21 protein-coding genes are annotated in these 25892 nt (G+C 68.7%); 6 read left to right on the top strand and 15 right to left on the bottom strand.

Features of this window, described 5'->3' with window-relative positions; all coding sequences use genetic code 11:
* Positions 1–103: 103 nt before the first annotated feature.
* Complete coding sequence (locus FMQ63_RS14325) at positions 104–682, top strand: SMI1/KNR4 family protein (protein ID WP_020478710.1); 579 nt, start codon at positions 104–106, stop codon at positions 680–682.
* A 1-nt stretch (position 683) separates the two neighbouring features.
* Here FMQ63_RS14325 and FMQ63_RS14320 read toward each other — a convergent pair whose 3' ends face one another.
* On the bottom strand, positions 684–2255 hold the full coding sequence (locus tag FMQ63_RS14320; RefSeq protein WP_026114035.1) for an aromatic amino acid hydroxylase: 1572 nt from the start codon (positions 2253–2255) through the stop codon (positions 684–686).
* Positions 2256–2359: 104 nt separating this feature from the next.
* Complete coding sequence (locus FMQ63_RS14315; protein ID WP_020478711.1) at positions 2360–3280, bottom strand: LysR family transcriptional regulator; 921 nt, start codon at positions 3278–3280, stop codon at positions 2360–2362.
* A gap of 95 nt (positions 3281–3375) precedes the next feature.
* Here FMQ63_RS14315 and FMQ63_RS14310 point away from each other — a divergent pair, with 95 nt between their 5' ends.
* Entirely contained in the window at positions 3376–5271 is a 1896-nt protein-coding gene (locus tag FMQ63_RS14310) for a sulfatase-like hydrolase/transferase (protein WP_225909398.1), read from the top strand.
* Between the two features lie 45 nt (positions 5272–5316).
* Here FMQ63_RS14310 and FMQ63_RS14305 read toward each other — a convergent pair whose 3' ends face one another.
* Both FMQ63_RS14305 and FMQ63_RS14300 read right to left on the bottom strand, forming a co-directional pair.
* Positions 5317–5913: a hypothetical protein gene (locus FMQ63_RS14305; RefSeq protein ID WP_011555103.1), complete on the bottom strand. Its 597-nt coding sequence runs from the start codon at positions 5911–5913 to the stop codon at positions 5317–5319.
* Positions 5913–6683 (bottom strand): metallophosphoesterase, encoded by a 771-nt coding sequence (locus FMQ63_RS14300; RefSeq protein ID WP_011555104.1) that lies wholly within the window; start codon positions 6681–6683, stop codon positions 5913–5915. Before FMQ63_RS14300 ends, FMQ63_RS14305 begins: the two co-directional genes overlap by 1 nt.
* Before the next feature lie 156 nt (positions 6684–6839).
* Between FMQ63_RS14300 and FMQ63_RS14295 the strand changes: the two genes are divergently transcribed.
* Positions 6840–8561, top strand: coding sequence for a HEAT repeat domain-containing protein (locus FMQ63_RS14295; protein ID WP_011555105.1), 1722 nt, complete (start codon positions 6840–6842; stop codon positions 8559–8561).
* Between the two features lie 12 nt (positions 8562–8573).
* On the opposite strand, the gene FMQ63_RS14290 is transcribed toward FMQ63_RS14295, so the two are convergent.
* Entirely contained in the window at positions 8574–9668 is a 1095-nt protein-coding gene (locus FMQ63_RS14290) for a vWA domain-containing protein (RefSeq protein WP_171452261.1), read from the bottom strand.
* 167 nt (positions 9669–9835) lie between these two features.
* Here FMQ63_RS14290 and FMQ63_RS14285 point away from each other — a divergent pair, with 167 nt between their 5' ends.
* Positions 9836–11680, top strand: a complete 1845-nt coding sequence (locus FMQ63_RS14285) for a DNA mismatch repair protein MutS (RefSeq protein WP_171452263.1) — start codon at positions 9836–9838, stop codon at positions 11678–11680.
* Between the two features lie 87 nt (positions 11681–11767).
* On the opposite strand, the gene FMQ63_RS14280 is transcribed toward FMQ63_RS14285, so the two are convergent.
* Positions 11768–12940 carry a thiolase family protein gene (locus tag FMQ63_RS14280; RefSeq protein WP_026114036.1) on the bottom strand — a complete coding sequence of 391 codons (1173 nt, stop codon included), beginning with the start codon at positions 12938–12940 and terminating at the stop codon, positions 11768–11770.
* 79 nt (positions 12941–13019) lie between these two features.
* Positions 13020–15398, bottom strand: a complete 2379-nt coding sequence (locus tag FMQ63_RS14275; RefSeq protein WP_011555109.1) for a 3-hydroxyacyl-CoA dehydrogenase/enoyl-CoA hydratase family protein — start codon at positions 15396–15398, stop codon at positions 13020–13022.
* A gap of 127 nt (positions 15399–15525) precedes the next feature.
* Here FMQ63_RS14275 and FMQ63_RS14270 point away from each other — a divergent pair, with 127 nt between their 5' ends.
* The gene (locus FMQ63_RS14270; RefSeq protein WP_011555110.1) at positions 15526–17280 is read left to right on the top strand and encodes a M1 family metallopeptidase; all 1755 of its coding nucleotides are present in this window, start codon (positions 15526–15528) and stop codon (positions 17278–17280) included.
* Between the two features lie 21 nt (positions 17281–17301).
* Here the strand turns inward: FMQ63_RS14270 and FMQ63_RS14265 are convergent, their stop codons facing one another.
* The 7 genes from FMQ63_RS14265 to cheB form a co-directional block, all read right to left on the bottom strand.
* The gene (locus tag FMQ63_RS14265) at positions 17302–18186 is read right to left on the bottom strand and encodes a site-specific DNA-methyltransferase (RefSeq protein ID WP_011555111.1); all 885 of its coding nucleotides are present in this window, start codon (positions 18184–18186) and stop codon (positions 17302–17304) included.
* A 220-nt stretch (positions 18187–18406) separates the two neighbouring features.
* Positions 18407–18628 carry a 50S ribosomal protein L31 gene (gene rpmE / locus FMQ63_RS14260; protein WP_011555112.1) on the bottom strand — a complete coding sequence of 74 codons (222 nt, stop codon included), beginning with the start codon at positions 18626–18628 and terminating at the stop codon, positions 18407–18409.
* 111 nt (positions 18629–18739) lie between these two features.
* Entirely contained in the window at positions 18740–19678 is a 939-nt protein-coding gene (locus FMQ63_RS14255) for a 5'-nucleotidase (RefSeq protein WP_011555113.1), read from the bottom strand.
* Positions 19679–19750: 72 nt separating this feature from the next.
* On the bottom strand, positions 19751–19885 hold the full coding sequence (locus FMQ63_RS38395) for a hypothetical protein (protein ID WP_002634075.1): 135 nt from the start codon (positions 19883–19885) through the stop codon (positions 19751–19753).
* Complete coding sequence (locus tag FMQ63_RS14250; protein ID WP_026114037.1) at positions 19882–20724, bottom strand: tetratricopeptide repeat protein; 843 nt, start codon at positions 20722–20724, stop codon at positions 19882–19884. The genes FMQ63_RS38395 and FMQ63_RS14250 overlap by 4 nt, the downstream gene beginning before the upstream one ends.
* A gap of 88 nt (positions 20725–20812) precedes the next feature.
* The gene (locus tag FMQ63_RS14245) at positions 20813–22135 is read right to left on the bottom strand and encodes a protein-glutamate O-methyltransferase CheR (RefSeq protein WP_011555115.1); all 1323 of its coding nucleotides are present in this window, start codon (positions 22133–22135) and stop codon (positions 20813–20815) included.
* A gap of 6 nt (positions 22136–22141) precedes the next feature.
* Positions 22142–23200 carry a chemotaxis-specific protein-glutamate methyltransferase CheB gene (cheB, locus tag FMQ63_RS14240; RefSeq protein ID WP_011555116.1) on the bottom strand — a complete coding sequence of 353 codons (1059 nt, stop codon included), beginning with the start codon at positions 23198–23200 and terminating at the stop codon, positions 22142–22144.
* A 380-nt stretch (positions 23201–23580) separates the two neighbouring features.
* On the opposite strand from cheB, the gene FMQ63_RS14235 reads away from it, so the two are divergent.
* Positions 23581–24339, top strand: a complete 759-nt coding sequence (locus tag FMQ63_RS14235) for a DUF6209 family protein (RefSeq protein WP_225909399.1) — start codon at positions 23581–23583, stop codon at positions 24337–24339.
* Between the two features lie 113 nt (positions 24340–24452).
* On the opposite strand, the gene FMQ63_RS14230 is transcribed toward FMQ63_RS14235, so the two are convergent.
* A complete protein-coding gene (locus FMQ63_RS14230) occupies positions 24453–25634 on the bottom strand; it encodes a hypothetical protein (protein WP_020478712.1) in 1182 nt (393 codons plus the stop codon).
* Positions 25635–25892 lie beyond the last annotated feature (258 nt).

Genomic DNA, 25892 nt, shown 5'->3' with positions numbered 1-25892 from the left:
GGAAGCAGGACACCAGACGGGCCTGACCATGCGCATGCCGCGTGGCCGGGCCCGTGGTGTTTCCAGCGAACGGCGCTCCCCGGGTGTGCGTAGGATGGCGCGAATGTCTGGCGCCATTGATTCCATCCTCGCGCTTCAGGAGCGCCTGAAGCACGAGACAAAGCTCCCGCTCCGGTCCGTGTCGCTCACGCCGGTGGCCGCTCAGGACCTCCACGTCTTGGAGTCCTCGCTGGGCGCGCTGCTTCCCCAGGCCTACGTCGACTTCATCTCCCGCCACGGCCTTTTCTCCGCGGTGGACTGGCAGGGACATGAGCGCGCCCGGATGTTGAGCCCCACCGAGGTGCTGGAGACGCTCCAGTGGTCCAAGGAGTACGTCGAGGAGGGCGCCTTCGGCGACAACGAGGACGAACTGGAAGCCGCCATCCTCGAGAAGAAGCTCCGCGAGCGGCTCATCCCCTTCCAGTACAGCGCCTACTCGAGCGTGAGCGACTACTACTACTTCGACACGGGGATGCGTCGCGACACCGGGCTGCTCATCTTCCCGGCGCGCCACGACGACTTCGACCTGTCGACGTGGCTGCTGGATGGAGCGCCCGACGTCTCGGGCTGCACCTTCGACTTCGACGAACACCTGCGCTGGGTCCTCCGGGAGGGCCTGGAGGAGAAGGACTGGGGGCGCTGACTCAGACGCGGCGGCGCAGCTCTTCCACTTCGGCGCGAAGCAGCCAGTCATCCGGGAAGTCCGTGGCCGCCGCGGCAATCTGGCTCAGCCGCTCAGGCTTCACGGAGTGCGTCTCCCGCATCTTCCGGACCTCGCGGTAGAGCGCGGCCAGCGCCGGGTGCAGCGCCAGGGCCTTGCGTGTGCGGGCCTTCTCCTCGCCATCCCCTTCCGCGAAGGCGCTCAGCTCGCCGTACCAGCGGTCCCACGTCGCCGGGTCCGAAGGCCCACCCGCCACCGAGGGCAGGTGCGTGCTGACGAAGAGCTTCGCCACCGCGGGCAGCGCCAGCTCGCGCCCCGCCAACCGGCCGCGCAGCGCCAGCACCTGGCCGCCGTCCGTGGCGAAGCCCTCCAGCTCCAGCCCACTCTCCAGCGACAGCTTGAAGGGCCCGCGCTCCGGCAAGGTCCCCGCGCCGAACGCCACCAGCGCCGGCCCGCTCCACGGCTTGTCGTCCAGGGCGCGCCCGCCTCGCGAGGCCATGATGGGCCCCTCCATGCAGACAAGCGCGGTGCCCAGCCCCGGCGCCACCTCGCGCGGCGCGGCGAGCATCTCCAGCACCCGGCCCGTCACCTCGCGGCCGTCCGCCAGCACCAGGTGATTGACGGTCCGCGCGCGCAGCGCCTCCGTCAGGCCGAAGTCGCCGCCGCGCTTCCACGACAGCGTGGACTCGAACTCCGCCAGCACCTCGAACAGGTGCTCGAAGTCCCGCGCCACGAAGAGCTGCGGCTGCATGCGGGTGATGTCGTAGTCCATGTCCGCGCAGGCCACGCTCAGCGGCAGCTTCTTCACCGCCGGCGTCAGGCAGTGCTGCGCCTCGCCGATACTGGACAGCAGCCCCGCGCCGTAGATGCGCGGCGACGCCACGCTCCCGATGAGGCCGTACTCAGCCGTCCACCAGTAGAGGCGGCTCGCCCGCGTGCTCTCGCTGACGTAGCGGCGGCTCGCGCTGGCGGCCTCCAGCCGGGCCTGCGCGTGCGCCGCTTCCTCCTCGCTGGCGTCCGGGTCCTCCTTCACCACCGACAGGTTCCGGATGGCCTCGAAGACGGCCTGGTCCTCCACGCTGGCAATGGCCTTGAAGCCCACCAGCCCGCAGGCCTTGAGGTACTCCGCGTAGCGGCGGTTGGCGATGATGGGCGCGTGCCCGGCGCTCTCATGGACGATGTCCGGCGCCGGCGTGTACTCGATGTGCTCGTGGGTGCGGATGTCCGCGGCAATCGCCAGGACGCCCATCGCCTGGAGCTCCGTGAAGACGGCGGGAGGAATGAAGCCACGCACCCCCACACAGGCCCACCCCAGTCGAGCGAGCTTCTCGTTCATCTCATCCAGGCTGGGGATGCACTCCGAGCCGATGCCCGTGGCCTCCAGGCCCTCCAGGTAGACGGGGTGCGCCTTGTCCGCCAGGTGGCCCCTCAAGGAGCCCAGGATATTCCGCCAGACGGCCTGGTCCCGCGACGTATACGCCGCGTAGTCCTGGCTCACCACGTAGCGACGCAGATGAGCAGGCAGGCGGGCAATCGTCCGTTCCGTGGGAGTCATCATCATTCACCTCAGGCGGAATCTTCTACTTTTCGAAAGATATCCTTTCTCCAGGCGAACGGAAATCCGTCAGAAATCGACGTCTTCGTCGTTTTAACGTCGAACTAGCCTGGCTTGCGGCGAAGTCCATCCAGAACCAACCGGGCGCCGGGGCTGAGCGCTCCCGAAGGCCACAAGGCCACCACCTCGACCGCCTGGGGCTCCTCTTCCAGGAGGGGCCACGCATGGAGGTCCGGTGGAAACGGGTGCATGGGGCGCAGGTCCGGAGTGATGGCGCAGGCGCGGAACGCGCGCAGCAACTCGTAGAGGAGAAGGAAGCTCTCCGCGCGCCCCACTTCATCCACCGTCACGCCGTGGGCGGCGAAGCGGGCGCTGTTGGCGCCGCCGTAGGGGTCATCACGCAGCCAGTCCACGAAGCGCTGCCCCTCCAGGTCCTTCACGTGCAGCGACTTCCGGGACGCGGCCTGCCGCGCGAGCGCGTTGTCCGGCCCAGCGAGCACGACGAAGGGCATGCGCAGCAGTGACTCCGACTCCACGCCTTCATGGGTAGGCAGGGGCGTGAAGTCGAGCGCCAGGTCGAGCTGCCGCGTCTGTACCTGGCGCGTCAGCTCGTGGGGCCCTCCGAAGCTGAGCACCAGCTTGAGGTCCGCGGCGGCGGCGTCCCTCGCCACGGCGCCCACCAGGGACAAGGACAGCGTCGGGTTGAGGCCCAGCCGCACCACGGGCTCGGCGCTGGCCAGGTCGCGCAGCCGCTTCATGTCCAGTTGATGCAGCGGCGTCTGGGTGCCCGCGAAGAGCCGCTCCCCCCGGGCGGTGAGCTGCAAGCGACGGCCAGGCCCGCGCTCCAACAACGGCGCACCATCCGCCAGCGCCAGCTCCAGCGAGCGAACGTGCTCGCTCACCACCGAGCGCGCCACGCCCAGGTGCTCCGCGGCGGCCTCGATGCTGCCCGCCTCCACGGCGGCGGCGAAGGACTCCAACCAGACGAGGTGCCGAACGAGCTTGCGCGGAGGCATGAGCAGCATCCTTGCACGCCGCCATCAGCGGGATACGCCCCCGGACTTCATTGATGCTTGCGAAAGTCTGGCATCCGGAATACCTGCGCCGTGCAATGTCACGGATGTCTGACGCGGCGTCCTCCGCAGCCGCCATTTTCCTCCAGCGCTTCGAAGCAGCCCGGCCCTACCTGAGCACCGCGCTGACCTGGTGCGTGCTCCACGGGCTCGTCGCATTGCTGTACTTCGGCGGCGCGCTGCGCGTGGCCGTGGAGCGGCTGGCGCCGGGACTCCGCCCCCTCCTGCTCGCGGGAAGCTTCGCCCAGGCGTTGTTCCTGGGGCTGGTGGCCTTTCTTGGAACCCTCCCGCTGGCCGTCCTGCTCGGCCACCGCTACCGCTTCGCGCTCCCGGTGCTGACGGCGGTGGGCGGCGTGCTGCTCGGGCTGGACGCGCTGGTGCTCAACTCACTGGGCTTCCACATCAACGGCCTGGTGCTGGCGGTGGCGCTCCAGCCGCATGCCCTGGCGGAGACGGGGCTGTCTTCGTCGGAGGTGGCGCTGGTGGCCGGAGCGATGGTGGTCATCCTCACGCTCGACACGGCGGCGGGCATCTGGTTCCTGCGCCGGGGCTTCGGCCCTCGCCGGGTGGCGCGCACGGTGGTGCTGATGACGGCCCTGTGCACCATCGAGCGGCTGGTCACCGCGTCCCTCATCTTCGCCCATGGCGGCGCCGTGCAGCACGCCACCACCACCCTGCCCCTCCAGGCACCGTTGCGGATGAACACCCTCCTCTCGCGCATCACGGGCAATGCGCCCGCATCCGGCCTGCGCCTGGGCGTGAGCCCTGAGGCGGGCGTGCCCGCGGCGAGCATCGACCCCGCGGCGGTGCGCTTCACCCGCCGTCCCGACATCGTCGTCGTCCTGGTGGAGAGCCTGCGTGACGACTTCTTCACCGCCGACGTCATGCCGAACATGTGGCGCAGGGCGCAGAGCGGCACGCGCTTCCTGCATCACCACAGCGCGGCCAGCTCCACGGACTACTCGCTGTTCAGCATGTTCTTCGGGCTGGAGGCCCAGCGCCGCAATGCCGTGGTGGGCGCGGGCCGCACGCCCCTCCTCTTCCCCGCGCTGGCCCACAATGGCTACCAGCAGTTCTTCTTCGCCGCGTCCTCCGTTGACTGGATGGGCCTCAAGGACACCGTCTTCCGCGACGTGACGGGAGGCCTGCGCACGGACTACACGGGCCGCAGCCACCTGCGGGACGAAGCCATGGTCCGTGACGCGCTGGCGGCCGTGGAGGCCACGCCTCAGGACAAGCCGCTGTTCCTGTTCGTGTTCTTCGCCGGCACGCACTTCGACTACGACTACCCACCGCGCTCCGAGGTCTTCTCGCCCGCCTGGAATGGCAAGGGCGGACTCTCCACGGCGCGCGTGCCTCCCGAGCACCTCAAGGCCCGCGCGTGGAACGCGGCCTACGAAGTGGACACCAAGGTCGAAGAGCTGCTGGCGCGCATCGAAAGCTTGCGCGGCGCGCGTCCGATGACGCTCGTCACCGGCGACCATGGCGAGGAGTTCCGCGAGTACGGCCGCGTCGGCCATGGCAGCGACGTGACGGCCTCCCAGCTTCACGTGCCCATGCTCGTGTTCGACGACCAGCTTCCCGTGGGCCAGGTCGACGCCGTCACCGGACACATCGACGTGGTGTCCACGATCTTCGACCTGCTGGGAGACACGCACAGCCCCGCGATGCTGGGTGACGGCATTCCCATGTCCCGGCCGGACCCGCAGCGATACCTCCTCACCACCGTGGGTTGGGAGGCGCGTTACGCGCTCATCGGCCAGGAGCTGAAGGTCCATTTCGGCGCGGGGCGGCCTGGCACCGTCATCACCGACCTGCGCGACCGTCCCCTGGCCGATGGCAAGGAGCGCCTCGCGGCCGAGGCCCCGCGCATCCTCCGCCGACTGAGGGGGACGTCGGAGTCGACGCTTCCCGACGCCGCCACGGCCACGGACGTGCCCTGACGGTACCTCGCGGCGGGCCCTGGGGCGGTGCTCACACGCGCCGCTTCAGAACCGGAGCTTCACGCCCAGGGCCAGCGTGAAGAGTTCGACGTTCACGGTGGTGGGATTGCGGATGAACTGCACCAGCCGGTAGTCGGTGGCGACGAGCTCGAAGTACCCCTCCACGAATCGCAGGTTCAGCGCCTCCACCGGGCGCCCCGCGCTGGCGCCCAGCAGCAGCGCGGGCCGGACGGCGGTGCGGAACCAGTAGTAGCCCCGGTCGTAACGGCTGGGCAGGCCCGCGAAGTAGTCGTCGCCCACCGTGTAGCTGAGCATCGCGCCCACCATGAGCGGGCGGACGGTCCACTCCGCCGCATCGAGCAGGAAGGGCCGCCACTGCCCCTTCAACGTGAAGGTGAAGAAGTCTTCCCCCGCCAACGCGGGCGGCGCCCAGCCCACCAGCAGCGCGGCCTCCACGGTGTCGTCGAGAAAGCTCCAGCCCGGCCCCGCGGAGAGAAAACCGATGGCGCCCGCGAACTGCATCGCCGCATGGTCGGGCACGTACCAGGGTGACGCCTCGTGCGCCGGCTCCGGCCGCGCCTCCCGCGCCGCCAACAGCAACGCCGCCAGCAGCGAGGCTCGGAGACTCCCGTGCGCGGCCATCAGAAGGTGGCCCTCTGCACCTGCACCGAGCTGCCATCGACGTCCACCCAGAGGTAGCTCCGGCCCTTCATCGAATCGGTGGTGACGTACCGGACATCGTGCGCATGGACGTCGTGGTACTGGTGGACGTGGCCGTGGAAGGAGATGGCGACGCCCTGCTTCTGCTGGAGCTTCACCAAGGGCGCGACGAGCGCATCGTCAAAGTCCCCGTTCCCAGGAGGCACGTGGGAGAAGGTGAAGGTGTTCAGCACCGCGGGCTCCGGTGCGAGCGCCGTCTTCAGCCACTGCAGGTTCGGGATGTCGCCCGGGAAGCCGTACTCGCGGGAGTTGGAGTCGAAGAAGACGAAGCGCGTGCCCGAATACGTGAAGGAGAAGGACTCCGGTCCGAAGGTGCGCCGGTAGAGCTTCTGCCCCATGCCCAGTGCGTCATGGTTGCCCATGACCACGAAGAACGGGACCTTCAACCGAGACAGCAGTTCGACGCCCCACTCGTACTCTTGCGTGCTGCCGAACTCCGTCAGGTCGCCCATCTGCACCACGAAGTCGACGCCGCGCTGCTCCAAGTCCCGCATCGCCGCCGCGGAGTCATCCAGGAACAACTGCATGTCGCCCACCACCGCGAAGCGAAAGGCCTGCTTCGGTTCCGCTCCGAACAACCGCTCGAGCGAGCGCGCATGCAAATCCCGGTGGGGTCCCCGGAGTTCATAGGGGTGGAACTCGAAGGCGCCACAGCCCGCGCCCACCAGTAGCAATGTCACCCAGACGCGCACGAACGCACGCTAACGTCGGCCTCCCGATGCTTCCATGGAATGTGACGCCGGATTCAGGAGCACGCGGCGACAAGGAGCAGCCATTCTCACGCGCCATATGAACCGGACTCAGGCGACTTCCAGCAGCCTTCTCGCCTCGCGCATTTTGGCGGTGCCGTGAGCGCACCTCTGTCGACATGGGAGCTGCTGCATTGGGTGGCCACGAAGCCCACCCGGAGCACGCGGGAAGACCTCGACGCACTGCTCGCGCGAGTGGATTTCACGCAGGTCGCCCGGGACGCCCTGGCGTCGGGCACCTCTTCGGAGAAGACCACGGCCCTGCGAGTGCTCCGGGAGCTGGCGTCACCCGAAGCCCATGCCCTGGCTCGGCTCGCGCTTCGCGACGAAGCGGCTGACGTCCGGGCCCTGGCGGCTCGGGTGCTGGCGAGCGCACAGGACGCTGCGGACTGGCGGAGCCTCCAGGAGGCGCTGGATGATACCGAGCCCTCCGTGCAGCACGCCGTCATGGACTCGCTCGCGAGGATGAATCCGGCGGCCGCGAGCGACCTCTTCATCGAGCGCTTCGAGCGTGCCCCGGAGGCGGAGAAGCTGAACGCGCTCGCCACCGCGCAACGGCTGGGGCTCCCCGAATCCGGCGCCCTGGCTCGGCTCGGCCTGGCTTCGGCCTCTTCCACCCTCAGGACCGCGGCGGTTGCCCTGCTCGCGCGAGAAGGCGAGGCGACAGAGGGCCTGCTCATCCAAGTCCTCACGGATGCCGCCGAAGACGTGCAACTCGAAGCCCTTCGCGCGCTGTCCCGTCGCGCACACGTGCCCGCCAGCGTCTTCGTCCCGCTGCTTTCCGCGTCGTCCCCATTACAAGTCCGCGAACAGGCGCTTCAGTCGCTCGTCCTGCGTGGCGACGCCAGTGCTTGCGAACCCGTTTGCCGGCTCCTGACCGACCCTGATTCTTCACTCCGCAGAAGCACGATTCTCGCCACCGCACGGCTCGGCTGCTCCGGTGCGACGCGCGCCCTGCTGGAGATGCTGGCCCGGACACGCGACGAAGATGAACGGGCGGACCTCATCACCGCGCTCGGACAACTCGGTGGACCCGAGGCATGGGAGGCGCTTCGCCAGGCGCTGTCGGATGAATCCCTCCGCGTCAGGCGCGCCGCCATCTCCGCCTGGACCTCGGACGCCGCACCGCCAGACGCAACCCCGGTGCTGCTGGAGCGCCTGCGAGGCGCCCCCGACACAGAAACGCGGAAGGCCGTTGTCCTGGCCCTCATGAACAGCCGCCCGGAGGTGGCCCACCGCGCCCTGCGGCTTGCGCTCGAGGACTCCGCGCCCGAGGTCCGGCGGATGGCCGTGCGAGACCTGGGCCTAGAGGCCAGCCCAGAGGCCCTTCAAACCCTGCGCGACCATCAAGCCACCGAACGTGACCCGGACGTTCTGCGGCACCTGGACGCGGCGCTCGAACGACAGCAGGCCCCTGACGACACGCCCGTCTCAGTGGCCTCACCCGCCGAACGTCTCTTCTTCGACCCGGCGCGAACGGGACAGAGCGTGGCGGAGTGGCTCGCGGTCCCCGAACGCTACCCCGCGACCGAGCGCTTCTACTTCTACGAAGGCGGACACCTGGAGCGACTGGGCACCGACGGCCGGGTCCACGCCTTTCAGTACACCGCTCTCGGAGACCAACTCCGCATCCAACCCGAGGGCGCCCCCGGCCGAAGCACGGCATTCACCGTGACGCCCGAGCCGCCAGCCTCCAACGGCATGCCACGCCGCTTCCGCCTGGAGCTGGCCCGGGACGTCCTCTCCAGCACGGACACGCCACGAACGCTGCACTTCATCGAGCCCGTGCCAGCCGACCCGGAGCCGGTCGACAGCCACTGATTCGCCGGCCCGCTACGCAGCGGCGGACGAGGCGCCTTCCCAGTCCTCGACCTCGTAGAGGAACTTCGAATCCCCCATCAGCTTCCGGTTGGCCGACGTGCTCTGCACGAAGACGACGTACTTCTCCAGGCTGGCGGGCCGAATGCGGACCGTCTCCCCGGGCGGAAGCCCGAGCATCTCCCGGGCGCGGTCTCCGCTGAAGAGGTCACCCGTCTTCCGGTCCATGAGCACCACTTCCTTCCGGCCCTGGATGGTCTCCGTCTTGGTGAACTCGTAGAAGCCCCGGCCCGTCTTGAAGCGCAGGCCGTTCTCCTGCACGAAGTCCTTGATGGGCTGGGTCCGGTCCACGTCCAGCACCTGGAAGCGGCCCGGTGGAACCGCGCGCAGGTCCGCCTCGCCGTAGAGCGGCGGCGCCGTGCGCTGGAGCATGGTGCTGAACATCACGTTGAGGCCGCGGCTCATCCGGCCCTCGCGCACCACTTCCTGCTCAAACGATTGAAGCTGTACATCCGAGGACTGCTTGTAGCAGACGGCCAGCAGCAGGTCGGTGACGTGGGCGAACTGGTCCAGGCTCAGGTGGAAGCCGCCCGACTTCTCCGCCAGCTCCTTGTAGAAGGCCGTCGCGTGGCGGCGCGCCAGGGCTTGCACGCCATACACGGGAATGCCCATCTTCCCCAGCGCGGCCACCTCCTTGCGCCAGTCCAGCTTGTGTGGATTCTGCGCGGGCCCGTGGGGAACGTCGTCGCCAATCAAGACCAGCGCCCGCGTGTAACCAACCGTCCAGGACAGGCTTTGCGCCTGGCGAAGTACGAACTCGTAGCATTCGGGCGCGTCCCCCCCGCCCGTCTGCTCCACGCGGTCCACGAAGCGGACGACGGCGCCCTCGTCGTCCGTCAGGTCCAGCATCTTGGTGACATACGTGGAGCCCGCGTCGCAGTAGTCCCCGTGGGCGATGATTCCAATGCGGATGCCCGGAATCTCCTTCATCAGCCGGGACACGGTGCCCCGCAGCTTCTTCCGTACCTGTGCAAGACACGGATACATGCTGCCGGTGGTGTCAAAGCTGAAGACGATTTCGACGCGGTTATCAATGACTGACGTGCTCATTCCGGTGCCCCCCTCGTGACCGCCGATGAGGACAAATCTACGCGCCGGGTCTGACATGAATCAGGCCAGGAAACGGGGTGCTGGCCGGGCCTCCGTCGACCCGGCGTCACGCATTTGCACCTGCCGCTTGCCCTGAACGCCGCGTGACCGCAGCATGCGTGCCCATCGTGTCCGCCACCGCCGAGCCCCCATCCCCGCATCGCACGTACACCGAGCGCCGAGCCGCCGCGCAGGCGGAACTGACCGCGCTGGACCGCGTGAGCGCCCGCTACGCCAACTTGCGAACACTCGCCTTCCTGGCCGCGGCCGGCGTCGCGGGCTTCGTGCTGGCGGGGCGTCTGCCCAAGGTGTGGTGGTGGGCCAGCGCCGCCGCGCTGGTGCTCTACGGCGTGCTCGCCGTCCTCCACCACCAGGTCTTCCGCCGCGAGGCCCGGGCGAAGCTGTACGTGACGCTCAACGAACGCGGATTGGCGCGGCTGGGGCCCGGCTGGCACGACTTCACCGAGCGCGGTGAACGCTTCCTCTCCCCCGGTCACCTGTACACCCCGGACCTGGATGTCTTCGGACAGGGAAGCCTCTTCCAACTCCTCAACGAGACGGCCACGCGCGCTGGAGAAGAACGGTTGGCGGCGTGGCTCTCCGCCCCCGCGTCCGCCCAGGAGGTCGAAGCCAGACAGGGCGCCGCGCGCGAACTGGCGCCCAACCTGGACTTCCGCCAGGACCTCTGCGTGGACGCGCGGGACGCCTCGCGCGAGAAGGCGGACCCGGCGCTGTTCATCCAGTGGGCGGAGTCGGGTCCACAGCTGAATGCCATCCGCTGGGCCCGACCGGTGGCGGTGGTGCTGCCCCTGGTGACGCTGGCCGTCTACGTCCTGGGCAAGTTCGAGGTACTGCCGGAGTCGGCTTTCTGGGTGGGCTTGGCCGCGCAACTGGGCGTGGCCGTCATCACCCGCCGCCCGCTGAAGGTCATGGACGAAGGCGTGGAGGTGGGTGAGCGCGGCTTCGTGCGCTACGCCCCCATCTTCGAGCGCGTGGAGGCCCAGCGCTTCGAGCACCCGCGACTGAAGACGCTCCAGTCCGGCCTCCAGCAGCCCGGCCAGCCGCCCGTGTCCGAGCACTTCAAGCGCTTCAGCCGGCTGTTCTCCTTCATCGAGTTCAAGCGCCACCAGTTCCACCCGCTGATTCACTGGCTCACGCTCTGGGACATCCACGCGCACTTCGCGCTGGAGCGCTGGCGCGAGGCCCACGGTAAGCAGCTGCGCCAGTGGTTCGAGGCCCTGGCCGAACTGGAAGCCCTGTCTTGCGTCGCGGGCCTCGCCCATGACCGGCCGGACTTCACCTGGCCCGTCTTGGCGGCCAATGGCCCCTGTGTGGAGGCGACAGCGCTGGGCCACCCGCTGCTGGACGCTCCGGTGCCCAACGACGTGTCCCTGCCCGGTCCCCGGCACGCGCTGCTCATCACCGGCTCCAACATGAGCGGCAAGACGACGCTGATGCGCGCGGTTGGAGCCAACGTGGTGCTGGCGTTGGCGGGCGCGCCGGTGAGCGCGAAGCACTTCCGCCTGACACCGCTCCAGACGCTCACCAGCATGCGGGTGAAGGACTCGCTGGAGCGCGGCGTCTCCTACTTCTACGCGGAGGTACAGCGCATCAAGGCGGTGCTGGACGCGGCGCAGGCCGCGCGCGGGCAGGTGCTGTTCCTCCTGGACGAAATCCTCCTGGGGACGAACACCCGCGAGCGGCAGATTGCCTCGCGCGAGGTGCTGCGCCTGCTGCTGGGCACCGGCGCCATTGGCGCGGTGACGACGCACGACTTGTCCCTGGCGGTGCTCGCGGACGAGCCGGGCGCCCATGTCGTCAACGTCCACTTCCGGGACCACCTGGAGGCCGGGAAGATGATGTTCGACTACAAGCTGCGCCAGGGCGTGGTGGACACCACCAACGCCCTGCGCGTGCTGCGCCTGGCCGGCGTACCGGTGGACGACCCGGACGAAGCCACGGCGGCGCGCTGAGCCCGAAACGCAGGCCCGAAACGACACGGGCCCCGGGGTTTCCCCCGAGGCCCGCGCTTGAATCAGTGACTTGCGTCGAAGCGGTGACTACTTGGGCGCCTCGATGAGGGCGGCGAAGCCCATGCCGCCGCCGATGCACATGGAGACGACGCCGTAGCGGCCGTTGCGGCGCTTCAGCTCGCGCAGGATGGTGGCCACCATGCGCGCGCCAGAGACGCCCAGCGGGTGACCCAGGGCGATGGCGCCGCCGTTGGGGTTCACCTTGTCGGCGGGGATGCCCAGCTCGCGCACGCAGTACAGCGCCTGCGCCCCGAAGGCCTCGTTCAGCTCGAAGACGTCGATGTCCTCGACCTTGAGCTTGTTCTTCTCCAGCAGCTTGCGGACCGCGGGAACCGGGCCGATGCCCATGATTTCCGGGGGCACGCCCGCCACCGCGGCGTCGATGAAGTAGCCCAGCGGCTTGACGCCCAGCTCCTTCGCCTTGGCCTCACTCATCACCACCGCGGCGGCGGCGCCGTCCGTCAGCGGCGACGCGTTACCAGCCGTCACCACGCCCTTGGGGTTGAAGGCCGGGCGCAGCTTGGCCAGGCCCTCCTGCGTGGTCTCCGGGCGGAGGATGGTGTCCACCGTGACGGTGACGTTCTGCGCCACGCCGTCGTCGTCGTAGTACGTCGTGGTGACGGGGACGATCTCCTCCTTGAACTTGCCCTGCTCGCGCGCGGTGGCGGCACGGCGCTGGCTCTCGGCGGCGAACTTGTCCGAGTCCTCACGCGACACGCCGTAGCGCGACGCGATGTTCTCCGCCGTGGCGCCCATGGAGGTGTAGATCTCCGGCAGGCGCTCCATGGCCTCGGGGTTGGCGCTCGCCTTGTTGCCGCCCATGGGGACCATCGTCATGGACTCGGTGCCACCACCGATGCCCACGTCGTACATCCCCGCCTGGATGGCCTGGGCCACCTGGGCGATGGCCTGCGAACCGGAGGAACAGAACCGGTTGATGGTCATCGCGGGCACCGTGACGGGCAGGCCCGCCAGCAGCGTGGCCACGCGGGCCACGTTCATGCCCTGCTCGGCCTCCGGCATGGCACAGCCCAGGACGACGTCACCGATGTCCTCCGGCTTCAGGCCCGGGACCTGGGCAACGGCCTCCTTGATGGCGACAGCGGCCAGGGTATCCGGCCGGGTGTCCTTGAACTCTCCCTTGTGCGCGCGGGTGAAGGGCGTGCGGACCGCGCTGGCAATCACGACTCGACCAGCCATTTTGATGTCTCCTTGCCCGGGGGGCACCCGGGCATTCAGCGAATCTCAGGTTCAGTAGCCTATGGATACTGGCCGGCCGTCAGTTCCGCAGCGGCTTGCCCTTCTCGATCATGTGCTGCAGGCGGTCCTGGGTCTTCTCCTCGCCGCACAGGCTCAGGAAGGCCTCCGCCTCCAGCTCCAGCAAGCGCTCCTCCGTCACGAGCAGCGACGGGCTGGTGTTGCCACCCGTCAGCACCTTCGCCAGCTTCTGGGCGATCTTCCGGTCGTGCGCGCTCACCTGGCCGTTGAGCTCCATGTCGTAGAGCATCATGTCGATGGTGGCCGCGCCGCTGGTGCCCGGCAGGCGGAAGCGCGTGGGACGGGGCGCCTTGAAGCCGGCGTCCGCCATGCCCAGCACGCGGGCCTTCGCGTCGGACAGCAGGAAGTCCCGGTTGGCGCTGATGCCATCCGCCTGCGTCAGGAAGCCCGCCTCGCGGGCCTCCTCGGCGCTGGTGGCGACCTTCGCCATGCCGATGGTGAGGAAGATCTTCTTCAGGAAGGGGAAGAAGTCGAAGTCCTTGTCCGTGCCGAAAGGGCCGTACACGTTGCGCAGCAACTGCATGTTGCCGCCGCCGCCCGGGATGAGGCCCACGCCCACTTCCACCAGGCCCATGTACAGCTCGGCGCTCGCCTGGATGGCGTTGCCGCCCATCGTCACCTCGGCGCCGCCGCCGAGCGTGAGGTTGAAGGGCGCCGTCACCACCGGCACCGGGCTGTAGCGCATGCGCTGATTGACGGCCTGGAAGCCCGTCACCAGCTTGCGGATGGACTCGAACTCGCCGCTCTTGGCCGCCCACAGCAGCGCCACGATGTTCGCGCCCGCGGAGAAGTTGGAGCCGTCGTTACCGATGACGAGGCCCTTGTGGTTCTTCTCCGTCTCGTCCAGCGCGGTGTTCATCATCTCGATGATCTGGTCATCGATGGAGTTCATCTTGGTGTGGAACTCGAGCAGCGTCGCGCCGTCGCCCAAATCCCACAGCGTGGCCCCGTCGTTGCCGGCGATCTTCTTGTTGCCGCGCTTGAGGTACTCCACGCGCTGCGTGCGGGCGTTCTCCGGCACCACCTTCACGGACTTGGACGGGATGTCCCAGTACGTGTCCTTGCCGTTCTCCACGCCGTAGAAGGACGCGCGGCCCGCGGCCAGCATCTCCTCCACCCACGCGGCTGGCTTCAGGCCCAGGGCCTTCATCCGCTCCACGCCCTTCTTCACGCCGTAGGCGTCCCAGACCTCGAAGGGCCCCAAGTCCCAACCGAAGCCCCAGCGCACGCCGCGGTCCACGTTGACCACGTCGTCGGCGATCTCCGGGATGCGGCGGCTGGTGTAGGCCAGCACGTCCAGGGTGACGCCCTCGGCGAACTTCGCCGCCTTGTCCTCGGCGTTCATCACCGAGGCCACGCGCTCGCGCACGTCCTCGATGTCCCGCGCGGCGCCCAGCGACTCGTAGCGCACCTTCGCCTGCGGCCGGTACTCCAGCGTCTTCAGGTCGAGCGCGAGGATGTCCTTGCCCTGCTTCTTGTAGAAGCCGCCGCCGCTCTTGTCGCCCAGCATGCCCTTCTCCACCATCTTCTGGAGGAAGGCGGGGCTGGCGAACACGTCACGCTCTTCGTCGTGCGTCAGCGTGTCGTAACAGTTCTTCGCCACGTGGGTGAACGTGTCCAGGCCCACGATGTCCGCGGTGCGGAAGACGGCGGACTTGGGACGGCCCATGGCCGGGCCGAAAATCTTGTCCACCTCTTCGATGGATAGCTCCGCCTTGTCCATGGCGGCGATGGTCCGCATCATCCCGTACACGCCAATGCGGTTCGCGATGAAGTTGGTGGTGTCCTTGCCGTAGACGATGCCCTTGCCCAGCACCTCTTCGCCAAAGCGGTGCAGCGTCTTGAGCACCTCCGGGGCAGTCTCCTTGCCGGCCACCAGCTCCAGCAGCTTCATGTAGCGGACGGGGTTGAAGAAGTGCGTGACCAGGAAGTTCTTCTTGAACTCCGCGCCGCGGCCCTCGGTCATCCCCACAATCGACATGCCGGAGGTGTTGGACGACACGATGGTGCCCGGGCGGATGAGCTTCTCCACCTTGGCGAACAGGTCCTGCTTGATCTTCAGGTCCTCCTTCACCACCTCCACCACCCAATCGCACTCGGCGATGCGGTGCAGGTCGTCCTCGAAGTTGCCTACCTCGATGTTGGTGAAGACCTCACCAGAGACGATGGGGCTCGGCTTCTGCTTGCGCAGGTTGGCCAGCGCGCCCTGGGCGAACTTGTTGCGAAACGCCTTCGAGGAGGTGTCCTCGCCCGGCGCGGCCTTGGGCGGAACGATGTCCAGGAGGAGCGCACGCACGCCCGAGTTGGCTAGGTGCGCGGCGATGCCGCTGCCCATTACTCCGGCGCCCAGCACAGCCACTTTGCGGATCCGCGTCGTCATGTGGAAAAGGCTCCCTGTTGGGAAGGAGGGGATTGCACAAATGTAGGCGATTGACCCGAAAGTCAATCGGTTCGGACGGCCAGGACACTCGCCACCAGAGGACAAGCCGACTAGATACCGGCCCTCCATGGCTCGCCTCGACCCGCACTCGTACAACGACAGCACGCAGCCTGAGACGGAAACCCTGGACTGGAGGGCCCGCGTCGATTTCAAGACGCAGCGGCTGCACGCGGAGGTCACCCACACCCTCAAGGAAGCCTCGGCCGGGCCGCTGGACCTGGATACCCGGGATTTGGAAATCCGTGACGTCATCGACGCCGCGGGTCGTCCCTTGCCCTACATCCTCTCCCCTTCCGAGCCGATTCTCGGCAGCCGGCTGCGCATCGAGCTGCCGGTGGGACTGCGGCAATTCACCGTGCGCTACCGCACGGCGCCGCACGCCAGCGCGCTCCAGTGGCTGACGCCCTCCCAGACGGCCGGGGGGAAGCACCCCTTCCTCTACAGCCAGTGCCAGGCCATCCACGCCCGAAGCGTGGTGCCGCTCCAGGACACGCCGCGCATCCGCATCCGCTACACCGCGTCGCTGCGGATTCCCAAGGCGCTCAAGGCCGTCATGGCCGCCAGCTTCCTGCGGCGCGAGGAGCATGGCGTGGAGGCGGAGGAGCACTACGAGATGCCCCAGCCGGTGCCTCCGTACCTGCTGGCCTTCGCGGTGGGCAGCCTGGCGCCGAAGGAGCTGGGGCCGCGCTCGCGCGTGTGGGCGGAGCCGGAGCTGCTGGAGGACGCGGCGGAGGAGTTCTCCGGCGTGGACGACATGCTGCGCGCCGCCGAGTCGCTCTTCGGGCCCTATGACTGGGAGCGCTTCGACCTGCTCACCATGCCGCCATCGTTCCCCTACGGCGGCATGGAGAACCCGCGCCTGACGTTCCTCACGCCCACGCTCATCACCGGAGACAAGAGCCTGGTCAACGTGGTGGCGCACGAGTTGGCGCACTCGTGGACGGGCAACCTGGTGACGAACGCCTCCGCGGAGCACTTCTGGCTCAACGAGGGCTTCACCGTCTTCGCCGAGCGCCGCATCCTGGAGGTCCTGGAGGGTCCGGAAGTGTCGGCGCTGCACGGCGCGCTGGGCCGCCGCGCGCTGGACTCCGCGCTGCAGCACTTCCGCGCGCACCCGCAGCTGACGTCGCTGCGCACCCACCTGGCCGGCGTGGACCCGGACGAGGCCTTCTCCCAGATTCCCTACGAGAAGGGCTACCTGCTGCTGCGCGCCATGGAGGACGCGGCCGGGCGGCCCGCCTTCGACGAGTTCCTCCGCCGCTACCTGGCCACCTACCGCTTCCGCGCGCTCACCACCGAGGAGTTCGTCGCCTTCGCGGAGAAGGAACTGCCCGGCGTGCTGACCAAGGTGGACGCGGAGGCATACCTGCACCGGCCCGGCGTGCCCCCCGGGGCGCCGTCACCGCGCTCCCTGCGGCTGGAGGCCATGGACGCGCTGCGCGGCAAGGTGCCCACGCCGGAGCAGGCGAAGGACTGGACGCCGGCCGAGTGGCAGCTCTACCTGGAGTCACTGCCCTGGGACATTCCACGGGACGTCATCCAGCAACTCGACGCGCGCTTCAGCCTCACCGAGAGCCGCAACTCGGAGGTGCTGGTGGCGTGGCTGGTGGTGGCGCTGCGCGCGGACTGGGAGCCGGCCGTGGCTCGCACCGAGACGTTCCTCGGCGAGGTGGGCCGGATGAAGTACCTCAAGCCGCTGTACGGGGTGCTCTCCGCGTCGCATGCGCACCGGAGTCTGGCGCGCGCGCTCTTCAAGAAGCACGGGGAGCGCTACCACCCCATCGCCCGTCAGGGCGTGGAGCTCATCCTTTCGCGCGCCTGAGGACGCGCGAGCAGGACGGGACTACTTCGAGGCCGCCGCGTTCAGGCGCTTCTCCGACAGGGCGAGGTACTTCTCGTCCATGTCGATGCCCACGTAACGGTGGCCCAGCTTGAGGGCCGCCACGCCCGAGGTGCCGCTGCCGTTGAAGGGGTCCAGCACGAGCGCGTCCGGGGGGCAGCTCGCCTCCAGGATGCGCTCCAGCAGCGCCACCGGCTTCTGCGTGGGGTGGCTGCCGAAGGCCTTCTCCTCGCCGCCGCGCGGGACGGTGAGCGTCCACATCCGGCCCTCGCCGTCCGCCGTCAGCTCGGCGTCACCGGAGGGCGGCAGCGCCCAGGCGTCGCGCATCTGCTTGCCGCCGTTCTCCGCCTTCATGCGCGCGTAGTTGAACGTGTGCTGGAGCTTGCCGCCGGACTTCGGCGAGGCCCAGATGAGCAGCTCCGTGGAGTGCGTGAAGTAGCGGCACGCCAGGTTGGGGCTCGCGTTGGGCTTGAACCAGGTGACGGTGTTGAGCAGCTTGTAGCCGAGCTTCTGCATCGCGAAGCCGGCGTTGAAGATGACGTGCTGCGTGCCGCTCACCCACAACGTGCCGGTGGGCTTGAGCAGGCGCTGGCAGGCCGCGAGCCACTCGGTGGTGAACTTGTGGTCCTCCTCCACGCCGCGCGACACGTCCCAGCCGCCCTTGGCCACCGAGACGCGCTTGCCGCCCTTGCAGGTGGTGCCGCCGTTGGAGAGGAAGTACGGCGGGTCGGCGAAAATCATGTCGAACGTCTGGGGCTCGAACTGCGACATCAGCTCCAGGCTGTCGCCGTGCAGCAGCGTATAGGCCTCCCCTTTCGCGTAGACGCTCTCGTTGAGCGAACGGCGGACGACTTTCAGGGAAGGGGCTGCTGCAGCATGCGCGGACATCTCGCCTCCGTCGGACTCTTCGTCGTGGACGCGGCGGACTGTGCGGTCGCTTCGGTGCTACGTCTAATTTCTGGCCTGTAGCACCCTGAAACTTGACGGGTGATTCAGGCCGTAGAAGCGCCGCGAGCAGGGCGGGAGCGCCTCTCGTGGAGGCCCTCCGACACCCTGCTCGACGGGTACTGCCTGGACTGTGGCGGGGCCCCTGAAAGGCCCCCGCGGCCTACGCCTTCTTGGCGGAGGTCGGCGACGCGCCGTACTTCTTGCGGAAGCGGTCGATGCGGCCGGCCGTGTCCACGAGCTTGTACTTGCCCGTGAAGAAGGGGTGGCAGTTCGAGCAGATTTCCACCGAGAACGAGCCGCGGGTGGACTTCGTCTCCACGACGTTGCCGCACATGCAGGTCACGCGGGACGGCGGGTAGACGGGATGGATTTCAGGCTTCATGACACGCTCCAGTATGCCTTGCCCCCACCCGCTGACGGGTAGGAGGTCCGGCGCTGAGGGATGGTCGGCGCTTATAATGGCGCTTGGACCGCTTCACAAGGCCAGCACGGCTCAATGGGCCGCCGAGCCGGGGGGCTCGACGCGTTCCACCCATTTCTGGACGACCGGATCCGCCGGGACGTCACTGCCAAGCTGGATGTACGACAACAGATGCGTGCGCCCGGCGTCCGTTGCGCCGCCGGCCAGCGCCTTCTGGTAGGCCGCCCGCGAGGCTTCCAGGCGAGCAATCGTCGCCTCCAGGGGCTGCTTCTCCGCCGGGTCCTGGGTCCCCGCGAGCCGCGCCTTCGCCCGGGTGAGGTTGCCTTCGAGCAGGCGCAGCTGCTGCCGCGTGCGCTCCTGCACGGAGGCGTCGGCAAAGCGGCCCGTCCCCTCCAACTGGAGCAGCAGCTTCGCCAGCTCGCGGCCCCTGGCACCGGAAGGAATCACCGTGGCCAGGGCCTGCCGCTGGGCGATGCCCTGCCCCCGGCCCTCGTGGGACTGCACCACGAAGTCCACGCCCTCCACCTGGTCAGCCAGCTGGAGCGCCTCCGCGTGAGGCACCGCCGCGAGCACCACCACCAGGTCCACCTTCGACTTCTCACGCAGGCGCTTCGCCTCGGCGGCCACTGCGGGCTGCACCGGCAGGCCCTGCACCTGCTCCTGGGCCTGGCCCGGAACGGCGAGCCCCACCGGGGTGGGTTTGGCCATGGCGGGAGAGACGCCCACCACGCCCACCTTCACGCCGCCCACCGTCGTCACCAACGAGGCGGGGAACAGCAGCTTGCCCTGCGCGTCCGCGAGGTTCGCGGACAGGAGCTTCAGCTTCGCCTGCCGCGTCTGCTTCTTGAGGAAGCCCACGCCGAACCCGAGGTCGCGCGCGCCCACGGCCATGGCCGCGGTGCCCTGCGCGTCCATCTGCGACAGCACGAGCTCCGCGCGCGCCCGGGCATCCGGGGCCTGCGCGCTGTCCCGGCTCTTGAAGAGCGCATTGCCGGCGTCCAGCACCAGCACGGGCGTGCCCTGCTTGCGCTCCTTCTCAATCGCGACTTTTCGTCTGGCCAGACCGCCAGATGGGTTGTGCCTTCAACCACAGGGGGCGACTTCGCCCCCATTGTCTCCGGTGAAGAGGAGGACGAGCTGCTTGGGCGCCGCGCCCGCCACCAGGGGCAGCAGGAGCAGCAGCGCCAGCGCGGCCAGCTTCACCGGACGCGGGCTCACTTCTTGCCCTTCTTGGCGGGCGCCGCCTTCTTGTCCAGCTCGGCGATGCGCTCCTTGGCCGTCTTCGCCTCGGCGGACTTCGGGTAGCTCTTGATGAGTTCCTCCAGCGCCAGCCGCGACTCCTCCTTCATCTTCAGCTGGGCGAAGCAGTCCGACGAGCGCAGGTAGGACTCCGGCGCGGACTCCGCCTTCGGGAAGTCCTGCAGCACCTTGCCGTACTCGAAGAGGGCCTCGCGGCACTTGGACTCGGAGAAGTACGTCTCACCAAGGCCGAAGTGGGCGTCCCCCACCAGCGGGTCCTTGGCCCACTTCTTCATGAACTCGTTGTAGAGCTGGCGCGCCAGCAGCACGTCGCCAGCCTTGGCCTTCGCTTTGGCGAGCGCCAGGAACTCCTTCTTGTCCGTGGGGCGCTTGAGCTCCTCGGCCTTCTTCTTCGCCTCGGCTTCCTTCAGCGCCGCCTCGCCCTGCATGGCGACCAGCTTCTGGTCCTGCGCGGCCAGCGCCGTCTCCAGCTCGGTGATTTTGTGGAGGTACGTCTCCACCTGGCCACGAAGCTGGGCGAGGTCTTCGACGGTCTTCTGGAACTGCACGCCGATGTCCGCGTCCTTGCGGCGCGCCGCGGTGTCCAGCCCCTTGAGGGCCTTGGTGACCTCCGCGACCTTCTCGTCGATTTTCGGAAGGGTGGCGACGAGCTGCTCGCGCGTCTCCTTCAGCTCCGCCTGAATCTGGGCGGAGTCGGTGCCGAGCCGGTCGACCTTCGCCTCGAGGGCGCGGCCGCGGTCAGCGGGATAGAAGCAACCAGGGAGGGCCAGCAGGGATATCAGCGCCAAGCTTCGCATCGGGCGCCATCTTAGGCGCAAACGCCCTGCCCGTCCGGACTTCTCTCGTCCAGTTGGGGCTCCCGCCAACGCCTGCCCGGCTGGCCGGTCACCGCTTCTGGATGGAAAACTCCAGCCGCTCGGCAGCATGCGCGCAGGCCACCCGGAGGCGGTCGGGGTTGAGGAAGAAGGCCACGGGGCGAGAGCGGCCCGACTCCAGGGCCTGGAGGGCCCGGCGGTACTCGGCGGTAGCCTCGGCGGTGCGCCGGCACTGCTCCAGGAGCAGCCCGAGCAGGTACCGGGCGGCGGCGTGGTCCGGGTCCAGCGTCAGGCAGCGACGCAGGTCCCGCTCCGCCACGGCGTCGGAGACACCCGAGGCGGCGCCATCCAGCACGCAGGCGAAGAGGAGGTCCGCTTCCGCGCAGGCCTCCGGGCTGGGCTCGGGCGCGGTGGCCACGGGCCCCCGGACGCCCTCCACCTCGGTGGGAGCCGGGACAGAAAACCCATGGTGAGCCTCGGTGCGAGCGCGCGCGGGGGCTCGGCCTGGGGGCAGGGCCGTGCCACGCTTCCTTGAAGGTGGCGCAGCGCCGTTCCAGGAGAGCGGGGCTGGCGGCGCCTCGGACTCCCCTTCCTCCGGCCGGACGTAGAAGAACGCCTGCTCGCCGCGCCGCACACGGAGCGTTGGCGGCACCCGGAGCAGCGGCTCGGACGCGGACAGCACCAGCGCGCCGCCGGGCGCCAGGCTCCCCGCGAGCGCCTCCACGGTGCGCTGGAAGGCCTCCGCGGTGAAGTAGATGAGGACGTTGCGGCAGAAGATGACGTCGAAGCCGCCTCCGCCGGGCGCCACCGGATACGGCGACTCCATCAGGTTGTGGCACTGGAAGCTCGCGCGCTCCCGCAGCGCGGGCGTCAGGGCTTCTTTCGCGCCGGACCGGACGAAGTACCGCGAGCGCAGCTCCGGTGGGACGCGGCGCAGCTGCTCCCGGCCGTACGCCAGCCACCGCGCACGGCGCAGCGTGTCCCCGGCGATGTCCGTCCCCAACACCGTGCTGTCCGAGTTGGCCCCTGCCTCCGCGAGCAGGACGAGCAGCGTGGCCACCTCCTCGCCCGTGGCGCAGCCCGCGCTCCAGACGCGCAGGGGCCGCCGATTCCTCGCCACCAGTGGGGAGAGGACCTGCGCTCGAAACGCGGCGAGCTGCACCTCGTCGCGGAACAGGTCCGTCTTGTTCACCACCACCGCGGCGATGAGGTCCTCCAGGTCCGTCACGCCCGACGGGGACTGGAGGAACATCAGGTACTGGTGCGGCGTGAGGCCCTGGCTGCGCGCCGCCAGCCGCTCATCCAGCCGGCGGACCTGAGGGCCACTCAGGGCCATCCCCGTCCGCGCCGACAGGAAGGCGCGCACTCCGGACCATGGCGCGCCGTCAGTCACCCGGGCTCAGCGCCCCACCGAGAGGGACTCTCCCCGCGCCAGTCGCACCAACGTCGCCGCGACTTCGTCACCGTGGATGAGGTGGTCCACCGCCTTGCGCTCCACCGCCGCGCCCGGCATGCCGAACACCACGCAGGACTCCTCGTTCTGCGCCACCGCCAGTCCGCCCGCCTGCTTGATGGCCAGCAGGCCATCCGCGCCATCCGCCCCCATGCCCGTCAGCACCAGGCCCACCGCGCGCCGGCCATAGGTGCGGGCGGCGCTCTCCAGCAGCACCGTGCCGGACGGCATGTGCCCATCCCGCTCCACGCCCAGCTTGATCCCCACGCGTCCCCGGAAGGGGATGACGGTGTGCTGCCCCGGCGGAGCGATGAGGACGTGCCCCGGCATCAGCGGCTCTCCGTCCTGCGCCAGCCGGACCTTCAACTTGCTGGCCCCGGCCAGCCACCCCGCCAGGGACTCCGCGAAGGCGGCGTTGATGTGCTGGACGATGACGATGGGCGCCGGAAAGTCCGCAGGCAGCTCCGACAGCATCTTGAAGAGCACCTGGGGCCCGCCCGTGCTCGCCGCCACCACCACCACGCCCATGGACACCGCCGGCAGCACCGACGTGGCCACCCGGGGCGGCAACAGCGGGCCGCGCTGGGGCCGGCGCAGGTGGCGGATGACACGCACCGAGGACAGCAGCCGGATTTCGCGAACCAGGTTCCACGCGTCCGGCCCGGCGTCGATCGCGGGCTTGATTTGCAGAGCGAGCGCGCCCAGCTCCAGCGCGCGGTACGTCAGCTCCGGCGCCTGTGAGCGCGGGTCCGCCGTGAGCACCAGGATGGGCGTGGGGCACTCGGCCATGATGTGCTCGGTGGCCGTGAGCCCGTCCATGACGGGCATGTCCACGTCCATGGTGATGACGTGGGGACGCAGCTCCTTGGTCATCTCCACGGCCTGCTTGCCGTCCGCGCAGGTGCCCACGACTTCGATATCGGGGTCCTTGCTCAGCGCCTCGCAGATGAGCTGTCGGCAGATGAGGGAGTCATCGACCACCAGCACCGACACTTTCTTGCCCATGCCCTGTCCATACCCCGTGCGCGAGCCCGGGAGTATAGCCAATGCAGGGGCTTGTCAGCCCAGCAGTCGCCGCACCACATCCACCAGGTTGCCCTGGGCGGTGTAGCCAGCCCCCCTGCCGCCGGTCATCCTCCCCCCACGGGTGGTGAAGGCTGACCACCGGGAACCTCGAACGGACGGGGTGCCCCATGGGGCTGCGCAGGCTCTTCACCGGCCGGGCTCGCTGCTCGATCAGCCCTCCGTCAGCGGCCCGCCTCAGCTCCGATTCTCCCCTCAACATGGCTTTCCAACCTATATGGATAAGCGGGGAAGCCATTGACCTGATGCGCGGGAGCGGACTACCGCCGTCCGCTCCCTCTGCCGCTCGAAAGGAGCGCATCTTGGTCCGGCGATTTCTTCCCTCCCTCCTCCCGCTGGTGCTGGTGGCCTCCACGGCCGCGGCGCAGACCACCCCCACCTCCATCACCTTCGATGGCGATTGGAACGAGACGCCGTCGGTGGAGCTGATTCCCGTGGGCGGACAGGTGGTCGTCAACTACGACATCAGCCGCCTGCCGCAGTGCCGGGGCACCACCTCCTCGGGCAACCCAACCTGGACCATCACCGGCCACGTCCAGGTGAACCGCGGCCCGGTGGTGAGCTTCTGGGTGGCCGGCCACGCGCCGGACGGCAACTCTTCCCAGCGCGTCCTGCATCTCCCCGCGGGGTTGAGCGGCGCCCTGGTGATGTGGTTCGACATCTCGAGCCAGGGCTGCCAGGCCTGGGACTCCAACCACGGGAGCAACTACCACTTCGCCATCGGCGCGCCGACCCTCTCCTTCAACGCGAACTGGGACGAGGTGATTGCGGGCACGCTGCGCGCCGGCCAGCAGCTCATCGTCAACTACGACGAGGCCCGCCTGCCCGAGTGTCGCGCGACCTACAACGGCCCGGCCTGGTCGATTGTCGCGCAGTACCGCTTCGACAACGGCCCCATCCAGGAGACGGTCGTCACCGGCTCCGGCAGGTCCGAGCCGACGGCCATCACCGCTCCGGCCGGCGCCCGCCACCTGGAGATGTGGTTCCGCAACACGGACCGCAGCTCCTGCGTGAGCTACGACAGCAACTACGGCTCCAACTATCACTTCGCCGTGGAGTGAGCCGCACCTGCTGGGTCGCGACCGGCTGCAGTGTCATCACGTTCGAGACTGCAGCAGGCGGCGTCGTGGTGAACCCAGAGCCGAATCAACCCATCCTCGAAGGCACCGCCGACCTAAGGTTGAACCGTCATGCGCAGGCGATGTGCAATCGCGGCGGCGAGTTCAGCGATCGAAAGCCATAGGTTGCGATTGGAACTGAAGCTGGAGCTGACAGAGAGCACGGCGTGCGTGCCTCTGGGCACCAGACGCGTGAGCCCTTCATCCGGATTCGACGCGAGGATTGAACCATCGTTGTAAACGCACGCAGCCACGTACCGTTCGGTGAGCGATGCGACTGGCGACCAACTGCCGCCGTCCCACCAGGCCGAGGTGCAAGTCCCCACCAGGACCAACGCGCCTGAGGAAGTACCTGCAAAGGCAGAGGGGCCCTCGACGCCGGTCCTGAGCACCGTGGCCCCGCCGCGGTTCCAGCGAACGCATTCGCCTTCCGCTGCAAGCCAGAGCTCGCCGCCACTTCGGAAGATGGCCTCGTACCAGGAGTGTTCGGCGCTGGCGCCGTCTGGAATCTCGAGCGGAACCATTTGCGAGCCTTCGAGCCGAAGCAGTTTCACGTCCGAGCCCGTAAGCCAGACCCCCTCTGCGTCGACCCACAAGCCATAAGCCACTCCGAAATCGGGCGAAGGGATTCGACTCCACTGAGCCCCATCCCAATGAAAGACCACCCCTTCTCCGACTGCCCATACGTCTCGCGCATGGCGACCGGAGACCCGATGAAGCGGAACGCCCGCCCCCGTCTCCACGCGCGTCCAGCCGCTGGGACCGAGGTGAAACGTCTCGTCCCCCACGACCCACGCCACCCCCGGCTCTGGAGACCAGAGATCGTCGAGGAATCCTTCGGACACGCGGGGCCCGTCGTGAACGGCCACGCCGTCCCACCGGCTCACCACTCCGTCGTCGCGCAGCATCAGCACGTCGTCTCCGGAGCGCGAGAGCGCGATGTAACCTCGCTCATCCGGAAAGTGTCGGAGGACCTCGAAACCACGCTGAGCTGAGGGGATGACGCTGAAGTGGATCTCGCCCCAGCGCCCCCCTTCGTCCGGGGCCCGTTCCGATTCACCGGGTTGCACCTCGAGTGAGCTGCGCGGCAACTTGACGAGCAAGCGGGTCACACCGGCTCCGCGTTTGAACTCGACTTCGAGTCCTCCGCGCGCTTCTGCCTCCTGGCTGGCTGCCTTTACGAACGCCGCAGTGTGGAGCGTGTCGTCGTATCGAACCCACCTCACGTCGTAACCCATCGGCCTGGTCCTCGAGCGCGGTGAGTTTGATCGACACCGCCGCGATGGCTCGGCAGTCTATCCACGGGCCGGCCCCCGGCAGCGGCCCTCCTCGCCTCCTCCGCTCCAGCCCTCCCCCTCAACCCACATGGCTTCTATCCCGCCGATACGCCGGCGGGGCACAGCCAATTCAGGGGCCTGTCAGCCCAGCAGTCGCCGCACCACATCCACCAGGTCCTGGCGCACCAGGTCGCCCTTGGTGATGTAGCCGTCCACCCC

The organism is Myxococcus sp. CA005 (genome assembly GCF_006518205.1).
In the GTDB taxonomy this organism is placed as follows: domain Bacteria; phylum Myxococcota; class Myxococcia; order Myxococcales; family Myxococcaceae; genus Myxococcus; species Myxococcus xanthus.
Note: the sequence above shows the minus strand (reverse complement) of the source record. Positions and strands in the feature narration are given on the sequence as shown.

Excerpts from the sequence above, each read along its gene's own strand:
- FMQ63_RS14250 (WP_026114037.1), bottom strand. The coding sequence starts at position 20,724 with ATGCGAAGCTTGGCGCTGATATCCCTGCTGGCCCTCCCTGGTTGCTTC.
- FMQ63_RS14290 (WP_171452261.1), bottom strand. The coding sequence starts at position 9,668 with ATGAGCACGTCAGTCATTGATAACCGCGTCGAAATCGTCTTCAGCTTT.
- FMQ63_RS14270 (WP_011555110.1), top strand. The coding sequence starts at position 15,526 with ATGGCTCGCCTCGACCCGCACTCGTACAACGACAGCACGCAGCCTGAG.
- FMQ63_RS14305 (WP_011555103.1), bottom strand. The coding sequence starts at position 5,913 with ATGGCCGCGCACGGGAGTCTCCGAGCCTCGCTGCTGGCGGCGTTGCTG.
- cheB (WP_011555116.1), bottom strand. The coding sequence starts at position 23,200 with ATGGGCAAGAAAGTGTCGGTGCTGGTGGTCGATGACTCCCTCATCTGC.
- FMQ63_RS14320 (WP_026114035.1), bottom strand. The coding sequence starts at position 2,255 with ATGACTCCCACGGAACGGACGATTGCCCGCCTGCCTGCTCATCTGCGT.
- FMQ63_RS14315 (WP_020478711.1), bottom strand. The coding sequence starts at position 3,280 with ATGCTGCTCATGCCTCCGCGCAAGCTCGTTCGGCACCTCGTCTGGTTG.
- FMQ63_RS14230 (WP_020478712.1), bottom strand. The coding sequence starts at position 25,634 with ATGGGTTACGACGTGAGGTGGGTTCGATACGACGACACGCTCCACACT.
- FMQ63_RS14310 (WP_225909398.1), top strand. The coding sequence starts at position 3,376 with ATGTCTGACGCGGCGTCCTCCGCAGCCGCCATTTTCCTCCAGCGCTTC.
- FMQ63_RS14265 (WP_011555111.1), bottom strand. The coding sequence starts at position 18,186 with ATGTCCGCGCATGCTGCAGCAGCCCCTTCCCTGAAAGTCGTCCGCCGT.
- FMQ63_RS14280 (WP_026114036.1), bottom strand. The coding sequence starts at position 12,940 with ATGGCTGGTCGAGTCGTGATTGCCAGCGCGGTCCGCACGCCCTTCACC.
- FMQ63_RS14325 (WP_020478710.1), top strand. The coding sequence starts at position 104 with ATGTCTGGCGCCATTGATTCCATCCTCGCGCTTCAGGAGCGCCTGAAG.
- rpmE (WP_011555112.1), bottom strand. The coding sequence starts at position 18,628 with ATGAAGCCTGAAATCCATCCCGTCTACCCGCCGTCCCGCGTGACCTGC.
- FMQ63_RS14275 (WP_011555109.1), bottom strand. The coding sequence starts at position 15,398 with ATGACGACGCGGATCCGCAAAGTGGCTGTGCTGGGCGCCGGAGTAATG.